Annotated in this window: 8 protein-coding genes; 1 reads left to right on the top strand and 7 read right to left on the bottom strand. The window is 59.3% G+C overall.

Annotation, left to right across the window (positions count from 1 at the left end; genetic code table 11):
* Positions 1–45 precede the first annotated feature (45 nt).
* From JFT44_RS04875 to uvrD, 7 genes are all read right to left on the bottom strand, one after another.
* Positions 46–807, bottom strand: a complete 762-nt coding sequence (locus JFT44_RS04875) for a Slam-dependent surface lipoprotein (protein WP_233093208.1) — start codon at positions 805–807, stop codon at positions 46–48.
* Between the two features lie 129 nt (positions 808–936).
* On the bottom strand, positions 937–1,059 hold the full coding sequence (locus JFT44_RS28860; protein WP_269835597.1) for a hypothetical protein: 123 nt from the start codon (positions 1,057–1,059) through the stop codon (positions 937–939).
* 43 nt (positions 1,060–1,102) lie between these two features.
* A complete protein-coding gene (locus tag JFT44_RS04870) occupies positions 1,103–4,219 on the bottom strand; it encodes a TonB-dependent receptor domain-containing protein (protein WP_198830399.1) in 3,117 nt (1,038 codons plus the stop codon).
* Positions 4,220–4,354: 135 nt separating this feature from the next.
* Positions 4,355–5,335: a FecR domain-containing protein gene (locus JFT44_RS04865; RefSeq protein WP_307829651.1), complete on the bottom strand. Its 981-nt coding sequence runs from the start codon at positions 5,333–5,335 to the stop codon at positions 4,355–4,357.
* Positions 5,336–5,378: 43 nt separating this feature from the next.
* Positions 5,379–5,876 carry an RNA polymerase sigma factor gene (locus JFT44_RS04860; protein WP_057440570.1) on the bottom strand — a complete coding sequence of 166 codons (498 nt, stop codon included), beginning with the start codon at positions 5,874–5,876 and terminating at the stop codon, positions 5,379–5,381.
* Positions 5,877–6,061: 185 nt separating this feature from the next.
* Positions 6,062–6,937, bottom strand: a complete 876-nt coding sequence (locus JFT44_RS04855; RefSeq protein ID WP_029290048.1) for a Tim44 domain-containing protein — start codon at positions 6,935–6,937, stop codon at positions 6,062–6,064.
* Positions 6,938–7,161: 224 nt separating this feature from the next.
* Positions 7,162–9,345 carry a DNA helicase II gene (gene uvrD / locus JFT44_RS04850; RefSeq protein WP_057961208.1) on the bottom strand — a complete coding sequence of 728 codons (2,184 nt, stop codon included), beginning with the start codon at positions 9,343–9,345 and terminating at the stop codon, positions 7,162–7,164.
* A gap of 280 nt (positions 9,346–9,625) precedes the next feature.
* Between uvrD and JFT44_RS04845 the strand changes: the two genes are divergently transcribed.
* Positions 9,626–12,505 (top strand): GGDEF domain-containing phosphodiesterase, encoded by a 2,880-nt coding sequence (locus JFT44_RS04845; RefSeq protein WP_169989919.1) that lies wholly within the window; start codon positions 9,626–9,628, stop codon positions 12,503–12,505.
* Positions 12,506–12,602: the final 97 nt, after the last annotated feature.

Below are 12,602 nucleotides of genomic sequence, written 5' to 3'. Positions count from 1 at the left end.
GGCAGGCACTTGCTTGGGTGGTGCTACAACAGGTTCAACGTGCGATTACTTGGCGACGCCACCGAAGGCGGTGTCGTAGTTGCGATCGGAGAACTTGGCGATACCGGCCAGCGACGCGGTGGAGCCTGCGCCGAAGAAGCTGCCTTGGGTGGTGCCGGTTGACAGGCTTGCGTTACTCACGGCGTCACGCGCTCGTGCAGTACCGGCGAAGCTGGCATCGGCAGTGTTGATGTTGGCCGACAACTGGACTTTCAGGGCGCTGTTGCTCAACGAGCCGGTCAGGGTTGGTGCCGCTGTACCGAAGGAAGCGGTCAGGTCGCCGGACAGCACGTTAGCGCCGGAGTAATTGTTAATGCCCTGTACCGCATAGGTCACGTTAGCAGTTGGCAGTACGCGGCCAGTGGTGTCGCCGGAGTAGTACACAACACGGGTTGGGTCATTGTTGGCGCCGGTTTGCGACCACTCGCCGTAGTACACCTGTTGGTTGGCGACTTGTTTGAAGTCAAAGTTGCCCAGTGTGGAGTGGGAAGCCGGCATCATCGCGGTAGTAATGGTGGATACACCATTTGCGTCGTTGGCAGCCATGCCTTTCAAGCCGCTGAAGGCAACTTTTGTACCGTTGTAAAACGCTTTTACGCCAATGGCAGGCTGACCCGCCGAGCCAGGGTGGTTCGTAGAGCCGGTGCCACTGGAGCCGTCAACAACGATGGTGCCATCGTAACTTTGACCAGAAGAAGTGGCTGCTTGAGCAACGCCAGCCAGACCCAGAAGTGCCACTGCCAATACTGTGTGTTTGAAAGATTTCATTTCATCATCCATTGAGTGATTTAAATTAAGTCAACACGTCAAGCATTTGCCGATTGCTTCTTTAGCCTCCCATGTCACACCTCACAAGTTAGAACGTAGTGATAAAACGATTTCAATAGAAACTTATGTTCATTTAACAACCCTGCCGAAAGCGGTGTCGTAATCACGATTCGTAAATTTGGCGATACCGGCCAGCGATGCATTGGTGCCGGCACCGAAGAAGCTCCCCTTGGTGATGTATACGTTGGACATTTAATTCAGGCGTTACTGTCTCTGGTTTGCTGAACCTTGAAATTTAAAAAGTGGTAGTAAATGCAAGTTTTAATGTGCGGCCGGGTGCGGGCATGGCCGAACGCGTCATCGGGTCGATATAGTAGAGGTTGCTCAAGTTAGTGCCCGTCAGCTCGATGGAGGCATCATCGGTCAACTTGTAGTTTACATAAGCATCATAAGTGACGATTTTGTCCCATGACATGGGCGTGTTGATGTAGTAACTGACCATGGCGCTGTTTGGGTAATTGCTGTTGAACTTGCTCTCGTGCTGACGGTAATAAATCGCGCGGCCACCGATCTCTAGTTTACGGTCGAGGAAACGTGCACCCAATCCAAGGTTGGCTGACCACTCGGGCTGAGACATGCTCACCAAGTAACCGCCCACAAAGCCATCATCCACGCAGTCAGGGGTACTGCCATCGGTGCTGATGGATAGGGCTGAATCTTCATCACAGACTTTATTTTTCAGGACATGGGCGAGGCTGAAATCGGTGAAAAAGCGCCCGCTATCGTAGCGACCTTGAAACTCCACGCCGGAGGTCATCTGTTTTTCCAGGTTACTGAAGCGCAGTTGGGGGCTGCGTTCAATCACGTTCTTCGTGGTGTTGTTGTAATAGGTCAATTTGACGTCGGCGCTCTCACTACCACCCCACCCGGCAAGGTTATGAATGTAAGCGACTTCGTAGTTATAGGCGTGCTCCGGCTCAAGTCCCCAAGGGTTTGTAGACGACGAGAATCCTATGGTGCTTTCAAACATGCTTGGGAAGCGGATGGCTTCACTGTAGCGAAGATAAACTCGACCATTTTCCGAGGTGTAAAAGGTCACTGATAAATTTGGCACCCAGCCGCTGTCTTTCTGATGTTTGGCACTGATATCTTTTTGCTCGGTAATATAATTGTCGTCTGCCGTGCACTGAATAATATTTTCCCCAGCGTTCACACCATTAATACACGGATTGTTATCGCGTGAATAACGACCTTTTCCATCATGTGCCCAGTTAACAAGGTGTTTGGTATCTTGAATACGCTTCGTATCTCGTTTGATCCGTTCTACATCCTCTAAACGCTCTTCATCCGTCATACCGAAGCCATCCCAAAACTGGCTCTCGTACGCTATTTTTTCATCAATCAATACTTTCAATTCGTGGTCTGTCAGCGTTTTTTGAGTGACGTAAGACACTCGCCGACCGGTTGGTACGTCTTGCGTTATTGTCCCTGTCTTGTCTTGGTCGCCTTTGAGATAGTCATCAAATGCCCAATACGATGAATAACGCATCCCGGCGTTGAATCGGGCAAATGTGACGGGTCTCCAATCGAAGTTGAAGTTGTACTCTTTTTCCACCCGGCGTCCGGCGCGGGGATACATGCGCAATGTGTCGCCGATGATGGGGTCTTGATAGTTATCGTTCGAACCCAGCTTTTCATGTTGGTAGCTGCCGCCGAGGGTCAGGTCGAGGCTGTCGAGCAGCTTGAGTTTGTTGCTTGCAGTCAAACCGACGCGGTCATGCTGAGCATTGGCTACGGCCGTGTTCCGGTACACTCGATCATCTTCGGTGGTCTGATTGGGTACACCGCCGCTGCTGTAAGTATCGCTGCGGGTATTGGTTGCCCAGAGGTTGGAATAGAAGTCCACCCATGGGTTGCCCTCAGGCTTGAGATTGTATTCCAGGTTGTAGGCTTTGCTTTGTACATGACTCAAGGGCCACTGCGGTACGCCGTAAGTGGCTGCGTCATAGAGGTCCTGGGGCCTGAAGAACGAGATGCGCGATGGCATGATTTCGCCATATAGCGCATCCGTATCGCGGTAGCCGAACTCCAGGGATTGGCCTTCATCGATCTTGAGTTTGGCCTTGCCCAGCCAGGACTCCATCTTGCTGGAAGTGTTGGGTACCTCATCGCCCGGCTTGTAGATATTTGCCAGGTTGGGGATGTAGTCAAATTGGCCGTTGATCTGTTTACCGGTGGAGTAAAAGTCGGTCTTGTTCTTGCCCGCGTAGTGGTTGCCCTTTTCCCGGAAGGCGTAGGCCGCCAACAGTTCGAATTTCTCCTGACGTGTGCCCAAGGCTAAACGATAGGCAGAATCATCGCTGGACAGGAGTTTGTTGTTACTGCTCGTGCGCGGATGTTTGTACAGCGAAGGATCGTAGTAAGAGTGGAGGGGAATGTGCTGATAGTCGGGACTGCGCGTCTGCCCGGTCAGCAGCGTCGGCAGCTTGGGCGACACCGAATTGTTGCTGCCTTCGATCTTGAGTTCGCCACCGAACGCCTGGTCTTCCTTGAGGATGTCGTCGACGTTCAGGGTGCTGGCTACCACTGCCCCCCCGACGCCGCTGTAGACGTTACGCTCCAGGTTCGGGCCCTTGAGCACCTTGATGCTGCCGATCAAGTTGGGGTCGATGTAATTACGGTTGTTGGCGCCCATGTAGCCGCGATAAGCGGTGATTGCCTGTTCGGTGCCGTCGATGGTCACCGGCACGCGGCCGGGGCCCTGGATGCCGCGGATGTTTGGGTCCAGTGCGCCGCTATTGCGCGAGTCGCCGCTGTACACGTTGAGCATGCCCTTGAACATATCGGCGGGGGCCGCGCCTTTGTAGCGCTCGATCTGCTCCTTGCCGGCATACACCGAGGAGATGTCCTGGTCGTAGATATCGTTGTAGCCCTTCTCGTCCCGGGACTGCTTGCCTTCCATGCCCATGATGTACGTCGGATGCAGGTCGCCGGCCTGGATGCCCGCCGAGTTCGGCATCGATTGCACTTGGATGATCGGGCGTTCGGCAGAGCCGGTGAGGCTGTAGCTGACCCCTTGGTTGGCCAGCAGCGTTTGCAGTGCGGCATCCAGGGAGAGGCGACCCTTGACTGGGTTACCGTAGCTTTTGGTGAGGTCGTTACTGCCCAGGTAGAGCTCGACACCGGCTTGACGCGCCAACAGCACCAAGGCTTCGTCCAGCGCCAGGGTGGGTACGTTGAACGTGTATAGGTCAGTGGCCGGGGCGTGGTTTGCACTGGCGGCTGGTGCCGCCAGCACCGCGCTGATGGTCGCGGCATCGGCGACCAGCGCAATGACGGCCAACTGGATCCCCAGGCTCAGCCGGGTACGTTTTGTTCCCTGGCGTTTTTTGTTGTTCTCTTGCGTCTGCAAAACCGGCCTCACTAAAGTAAATAAGATTTATTCACATGTAGTAGAAACGGCCCAGCTGCAAAAACGCGATAGATCGTTATGATCTATGTATGTAGTTTTTTATCCGATTTAGAAACTTACGTTGCCTGAGGTTACTCAGTAGATCAGCGTCAGCCCTGACAGGTCGACCATGCGGCCGTGGACTTGCGCCACCAGGTGTTCAAGCGCGTCGTCCAGGTTATCCAGGCGTATCACCGCGCTGACCCGGGCGTTGCGCAGCGCCTCGCCCTTGACCAGCACCAGCCCGGGTCGGTAACGGTTGATGCGGGCGGCGACATCGGCGAGGGACTCGCGCTGGAATACCAGCCGGCCTTCCTGCCAACTGGCCAGTTCCTCGGGGTTGGTGTTCAGCGGCACCAGGCCCGTTTTGGGGCTGAAGCGCAGGCTGTTACCCTGCTCCAGCAGTGCGGAGCCGGCGGCCTCATCGCGCCCGCGCGGGGTCAGGTTGACCTCGACCCGGTGTTGCAGCACACCCACCCAGCCTTCGCGATCCTTGCCCACACCGACCAGATAACGCGTGCCTCGCGCGGTGATATCGGCCCCGGGCGCTTGTACGGTGAAGGGCCGCCGCTCCTGTTCATTCATTGGCGCAGGGGTGAAGACCGCCTCGCCCTGGCTCAGGCGCACCCGCCGGGTCTGATCGTCGTAGGCCAGGCTCAGGATACTGTGGCTACCCAGTTCCACCTGGCTGCCATCGGCCAGGGTGATCTGGCGCACTTCGCCAAAACCGGTGTGATAGTCGCTGTTCAGGGCTTGTAGCCAGAAGGGTGGGGCCAGCAGCATCCAGCAGCCCAGCACCAGTGCAGCCACGGCGCTGCCGCCGACCACCGGCATGCGCAACCAGGCAGACCGCGGCGGGCGCTGGGGTTTTACATAACCGGGGCGTTGCTTGAGCTGGGCGGTAGCCTGCCATGCACGATTGGCGCGCTCGGCGGCGGCGGCGTGCAACGGGTCGGCGGCCAGCCAGCGCTGAAAAGCCTCGAGTTCACGTGCCGAAAGCTGTCCTTGGCGATGGCGCATCACCCAGTCGGCAGCTTTGCGCTCTACCGGGTCGATAGTCTGTGGGGAGGCGTTCACGGTTCGGTCTATTTACCTTTTGGCTCTTTGTCGTACACAAGGCTCAGCCCTCTTGGCCCGGCTCAAGCGCCCGGCCAATCCTGGCCAGGGCCATGGCCATGTGTTTTTGTACAGAGCTTGTGGATATCCGTAAATAGCGCGCGGTCTCTTTGTGCGTCATGCCCTCCACCCGGCACAGCATGAACACATCGCGGGTACGCGGTGGCATGCGCTCCAGCAGGCTTTCCAGGTGCTCCAGTTCCAACGCGCCGAGGGCCTGTTCTTCAGGGCAACTGGTTTCGTCGACCAGGGTGGCGAAGAAGGCGCTGGGGTCGTTGTCGTAACGCTTTTCACCATAGCGGCGGTGATGGTCGATCATCAGGTTGTGCGCTACCCGAAACAGATAGGACGGCGCGCACAGCACGCGCTCCAGGCTCTCCAACTGGGCGATGCGCAGGAAAGTGTCCTGCACCAGGTCCGAGGCCAGGCTTGGGGAGCACTTTTTGCGCAACAGATAGCGATGCAACGCGGGTGCATGTTGAGTGAACAGTTTTTCCAGCACGGCGGCACTTTCCTATGCTCGGGCAGAACCGGGGAGGGTGAGTATAATGAGAGTCGTTCTCATTAATCCAGCAAAACCCCATGCCGACTTTTCCACAGGCAAAAAAACACCCCGGCTGTGCAGGCTTCTTAAAGCGCTGCACAAGACCGGGGTGTTCGTTACAGCAGGCTGTAGGCCTTTGCGGATCAGCCGTTCTGGCGGATACCGGCTACCAGCCATGGCTGGTTTTCGCCCTGTGGACGTTCCATGTTCCAGCTTTCGCTGAACACTTCGCCCTGGTCGAAGCGCGAGGTCTTCGACACACCGCTGAAGGTCAGGGTGGCGATGGTCTTGTCAGCGCGGTCATCCACACCTTCCAGTTGTACGCGCAGGTCGTCGATATAGGTCGACTGGAAAGCGTCGCCCAACTCGGCACGTTCGCGCTTGAGGAACTCCAGCAGTTGCGGGGTCACGAACTCGGCGATCTTGTCCATTTCGTTGGCGTCCCAGTGTTGCTGCAGGGACTGGAAGTGGTTGCGGGCCGCTTCGACGAAACGCTCTTCGTTGAACCAGGCTGGCGCATTGATCACCGGACGGGCGGCAGCAGCCGGTGCCGCCGAGCCGCCGAAGATCGAACCCATGGCAGGCTTTTGCTCGAACACTTCACGCTGCATCGGCGCGCCGGCTGGAGCCAGGTGCTCCTGCTGCTTGCGGCGACGGGCGGCGATAAAGCGGAAGATCACAAAGGCGATGACGGCCATGATCAGGATGTCGAAGATCTGCATGCCCTGGAAGCCGCCGCCCATGAACATGGAAGCGAGCAGGCCACCGGCAGCGATACCGGCCAGAGGGCCCAACCAGCGCGAAGCACCGCCGGCCTTGGCAGCAGCGCCTGCGGCACCGGCTGCACCTGCGGTGGCAGCCGCTCCGCCCATGCCGCCAGCGGCTGGGGCCATTTGGCTGGTCTGGTGGCTCGGCGCTGCGCCGGAGCTTTTACCGCCACCGAAGCGTTTGGCGTTGGCGTCGAGGCTCATCGTCAGGCCGATGCACAACGCCATGGCGATGCTAAGAAAACGTTTCATAAAGGGAATTCCCATTTGTGGATTGCACGCGCGCCATGTTGCACAGGTGTAGAGGCAGTGGCTAGCGGCATAATGTTTCGGGCTTTTGCGTAAGACCTATTCGGAATGGTCTGTAGGACTAATTACAGATATTGGCCCGTACGTGTGAAAAACAAGGGCAAGGCGACCCATTACACCGAGGCAGAGCGTCCGGTCGTTCCCACGCAGAGCGTGGGAACGCTCAGTCAGACCGCTTCGAGCTTGGCGTAACCCATCATCAACCACTTGCTGCCTTCGGCGAAGTTCACCTGCACTCGGGCCTGGGCCCCGGCGCCTTCGAAGTTGAGGATCACCCCTTCGCCAAAGATCGCATGCCTGACCTGCTGGCCAAGGCTGAACGGGGTCTCGGGAATTTCCGAACCGGCAAACATGCTGCTGGAGTTCTGCTGCTGGCCGCCGCCAAACGGCCGGCTTACGCTATTGGACAAGCGCACTTCCTGAATCAGCCCTTTCGGCACTTCCCGTACGAAACGCGAGACCTTGTTGTAGGTTTCGCTGCCATACAGGCGCCGTGTCTCGGCGTAGGTCATCACCAGGTTCTGCATCGCCCGGGTGATACCCACGTAGGCCAGGCGGCGTTCTTCCTCAAGGCGGCCGGGCTCTTCCAGGCTCATCTTGTGCGGGAACAGGCCTTCTTCCATGCCCACCAGGAACACGTAGGGGAATTCCAGGCCCTTGGCACTGTGCAGGGTCATCAACTGCACGCTGTCTTCGTGCTCGTCGGCCTGGGTATCGCCCGCTTCCAGGGAGGCATGGCCGAGGAACGCCGCCAATGGCGACAGGTCGGCATCTTCCTCACTGTTCTCGAACGCGCGGGCGGCGCTGACCAGTTCCTCAAGGTTTTCTACCCGGGCCTGGCCTTTCTCGCCTTTTTCCGCTTCGTGATAAGCGATCAGGCCGGACTGTTCGATCACGGTCTGGGTCATCAGGTGCAGCGGCATTTCCAGGCACTTGGCGGCGAGGCTGTCGATCAACTCGACAAACCCACCCAAAGCCCCGGCAGCGCGGCCGGTCAGGCCTTTATTGGCGATCAGCAGGCGCATGGCCTCCCACATCGACACATCGCTGTGACGCGCATGCTCGCGGATCGCCTCGACGGTTTTCTCGCCGATGCCCCGTGCCGGTACGTTGATCACCCGCTCCAGCGCTGCATCGTTGCCGCGGCCTTCCAGCAAACGCAGGTAGGCCATGGCGTTCTTGATTTCCGCACGCTCGAAGAAGCGTTGGCCGCCATAGATGCGATACGGGATGCGCTCGCGCAGCAAGGCTTCTTCCAACACCCGCGATTGGGCGTTGGAACGGTACAAAATAGCGATATCGCTGCGGGCCAGCCCGGTTTTCAGGGCGCTTTCAATGGTTTCGACCACATAGCGCGCTTCGTCGTGCTCGTTGAAGGCGGCGTAGAGGTTGATCGCCTCGCCTTCGCCGCCATCGGTCCACAACTCCTTGCCCAGGCGCCCGGTGTTGTTGGCGATCAAGGCGTTGGCGGCCTTGAGGATCCCGGCGGTGGAGCGATAGTTCTGCTCCAGGCGAATAGTCTCGGCGTCGGGGAAGTCGTCGGAGTACTGGTAGATGTTCTCGATTTTCGCGCCGCGCCAGCCGTAGATCGACTGGTCGTCGTCGCCCACCACCATCAGGCTGTCGCCGCCCTTGGCCAGCAGGCGCAACCAGGCGTACTGCACGGCGTTGGTGTCCTGGAACTCGTCCACCAGGATGTGCCGGAAGCGCTTCTGGTAGTGCGCGAGCAAACCGGGGTTGTCGCGCCACAGGTCGAGGGCGCGCAGTAGCAGTTCGGAGAAGTCGATGACGCCGGCACGCTGGCAGGCCACTTCATAGGCTTCATAAATGCTGCGCATGGTGGCCAGGAACAGGTCGCCACTGGCCTGGATATGTTGCGGGCGCAGGCCTTCGTCTTTCTGGCCGTTGATAAACCACTGGGCCTGGCGGACCGGCCAGCGTTGTTCATCCAGGCCCAACTCGCGGATTACCCGCTTGACCAGGCGTTGCTGGTCATCGCTGTCGAGAATCTGGAAGGTCTGGGCCAGGCCCGCCTCCTGCCAGTGGGCCCGCAACAGGCGGTGCGCCAGGCCGTGGAAGGTGCCGACCCACATCCCGGCCGGGCTGATGCCCATCAACTGCTCAATGCGGTGGCGCATCTCGGCAGCGGCCTTGTTGGTGAAGGTCACCGACAGGATCGAATGCGGGGACGCGTTCTCGACCTGGATCAACCAGGCGATACGGTGCACCAGCACGCGGGTTTTACCGGAGCCAGCACCGGCCAGGACCAACTGACGGCCAACGGGGGCTGCTACGGCCTGGCGTTGGGCATCGTTGAGGGAGTTCAGCAAAAGGGAGAGATCATCGCGCATCGGCGCATTCTAGGGTGCCGGGGGAAGGGGGGCAAATCCCATTGCCGGGTGGTCGCTACAAAAAAACCGCCGGCGCTGTTCAATCGGTAAATATTCCAGCCACGGTGATGACTGGTAAGTCATCCTCTGCAGCCCGCGCCCTGTCTTGTTCAGCCCCTCTGGGCCAATGGTTTGCGGGGGTTTATTCGCGGATTTTTATGATCCAGAGCAGTTTGGTCTGCCCCTCTGCTTGTGTATGCTCCGTCGACGTTTCGGGCTCACCATTATAAGAACACTGCCTATGACCCTCAGCACTGACTTGCCCGGCCCTTCTGTCGCGCCGGAGCAGGTTATCCGCAAGCATTACGCCATGGAGATGGCGGTCGAGCGCACGCGTCTGTTGTACCAGGGGTCGTTGCTGCCCACGTTGTTGATGCTGATTAACGGTCTGGTCTGCGCCTGGTTGCTCTGGAGCCCGCAGCGTTATGTGCTGGTCGGCAGTTGGCTGGTGTGGTTGCTGGCCCTGGTGGCGATGCGCGTGATCCAGGTGGCGGCCTTCGACAGCGCCTTGCCCAGCCGACAGGCTCAGCCGGTCTGGCGGCGGATGTTCATGCTCGGTTCGGCGGCCAGTGGCCTGACCCTGGCGAGTGCGGCCATTGCCCTGGTGCCCTTGGATAGCTTCGTGCAGCAAGCCTGGGTCTTTGGCCTGATTGGCGCGGCCACTTTATCGGCCAGCGTGGCCTATGCCGTGAGTTTGCCGGCGTTTTTGTCGTTTGCCTTGCCCTGCCTGGTGCCCACCATCCTCTATCTATTCTGCAGCGGCGAACCGCAACTGCAGGGTTGGAGTTACTTGGGCCTGATCCTGCTGGCATCCCTGAGCCTGGTGGCATGGCAGGTCAACCGCCTGATCCAGCGCGGCTTGCTGCGGCGCTTCCAGAACCAGGCCCTGATCGAGCACTTGCAACAGGCGCGTCAGCGTAGCGAGCAGTTGAATCAGGACCTGGTGCGCGAGGTCGAGCAGCGCCGCCAGATCGAGCAGGAACTGCGCGAGGCCCAGGTCGGCCTGCAACAGCGCGTCGAACAGCGCGGCCAGCAATTGGACGCCGCCAGCCTGGCCCTGAGCAAAAGCGAGGCGCGCCTGGCCATGGCGTTGCAGGCCAGTGAGCTGGGCTTGTGGGACTGGAACCTGCAAACCGATGAAGTCCACCACACCCAACTCAAGGAGTTGTTCGGCCTGGAGCCGGAATACGTCACGGCGATGCTGCGCGACCTCAAGCCACGCCTGCACCCGGACGACTTGCCGCTGCTCAAGTACGCGCTGGTGGAGCACTTGAAAGGGCGCAGCGAGGACTATCAGGTGGAGTACCGCGTGCGCCATGGCGACGGGCGCTGGGTGTGGATCGAGGACCGTGGGCGCGCCGTAGAGCGCACGGCCAGCGGGCGCGTGACGCGTATGCTCGGTACCCGGCGCGATATCAGCGTCGGCAAGGCGGTGGAAGAGCAGTTACGGCTGGCGTCCACGGTGTTCGAGGCGGCCAGCGAAGGCATCGTGATCCTGGACCCGGAGTACGTGTTGATTGCGATCAACCAAGCCTTCAGCCGTGTCACCGGCTTTGATATCGACGACATGCTGGGGCGCAATGTCGTGGAGTTGCCGTGCAGCCGCGACGCTCGCCGGCACTTCCCGGTGATTCGCCAGGCCCTGTTGAACCACGGCAGTTGGCAGGGTGAACTGGTAGAGGCGCGCAAGAACGGCGAGCTGTACCCGCAATGGCTGCAATTGAGCGTGGTGCGCGATGTTCGGGGAAATGTCAGTCATATCGTGGGCTTCTTCGCCGATTTGTCCGCCCGCCGCGAGTCCGAGGAGCGCATGCGCTACCTCACCCATTACGACGAACTGACGGGCCTGGCCAACCGTTCGCTGTTCCGCGAGCGCCTTCGTGAGGCCCATCAACGGGTGCGCCAGGGCGGCCGCAGCCTGGCGTTGCTGCATATCAACCTGGACCGCTTCAAGCTGCTCAATGACAGCCTGGGCCACGAAATTGCCGACCAATTGCTGCAAAAAATGGCCCGGCGCCTGATCAATGCCTTGCCGGAAGCCGACACCATTGCGCGACTGTCTGGCGACGAATTCGCGGTGTTGTTCGACGCCTATGGCAGCCTGTCGAGCCTGGCGCGGGTGGCCACCCGACTGCTGGCCAAACTGCGGGTGCCGGTGGCGGTGGAGGGGCATGAGTTGGTGGTCAGCGCTTCAATCGGTGTCAGCCTGTTACCGGATAACGCGCGGGAAATTTCCGCATTGGTCAGCCAGTCAAACATGGCCATGCAACACGCCAAGCATCTGGGCGGCAATAACTTCCAGTTCTATACCGACAGCTTGCAGGCCAGCACCCTTGAGCGTTTGCAGCTGGAAAACCAGTTGCGCAAAGCCATTGATGAGCGCCAGTTGAAGGTGTTCTACCAACCCAAGCTGTGCCTGGCCACCGGCAAGATGAACGCCGCCGAGGCGCTGGTGCGCTGGGACCATCCGCAGTGGGGCAGCGTGCCGCCGGGTGATTTTATCGGGCTGGCGGAAGAGACCGGGTTGATCGTGCCATTGGGCGAGTTTGTGTTGCGCCAGGCCTGCTGGCAGGCCTGTGAATGGCAGCGTCAGGGCCTGGCGCCGATCCGCGTGTCGGTCAACCTGTCGGTGCACCAGTTGCGCCAGGGCAAGTTGGTCAGCCTGGTACGCCAGGTGCTGGACGAAACCGGGTTGGCCCCGCAGTACCTGGAGTTGGAGCTGACTGAAAGTCAGTTGCTCGACAGTGTCGAGCACATCATCGCCACCTTCCAGCAACTGCGCGATCTGGGGGTGAAGCTGGCCATCGACGACTTTGGCACCGGCTATTCGTCCCTCAGTTATCTCAAGCGCATCCCGGTGGATTACGTGAAGATCGACCAGACCTTTATCCGCGGCCTGGGCCAGGGGCGTGAAGACTTGGCGATTACCCGGGCCATCATTGCCATGGCCCATGGGTTGTCGCTCAAGGTGGTGGCCGAAGGTGTGGAAGATCAGCAGCAGCTGGATTTCCTGCGCGCTGAAAACTGCGATGAGGTGCAGGGCTATTTGATCAGCCGGCCGATTGAGGCCGAAGGACTGGCGGATTTGTTACGGAAAAATGCAGATTTTCCTGACGGCTAGCCAGGCGCCATCGGGTGCTACATCGCACTTGCCCGCTGATTCAGGGGGCAGTAGGGCGATTTAGTGATGCATCGAGCGGGCAAATCAGCAATTCTTG

The sequence above is a fragment of the Pseudomonas sp. MF5691 genome, assembly GCF_016405645.1.
GTDB lineage: Bacteria > Pseudomonadota > Gammaproteobacteria > Pseudomonadales > Pseudomonadaceae > Aquipseudomonas > Aquipseudomonas shahriarae.
This window is presented reverse-complemented; position numbering and strand designations above follow the sequence as displayed.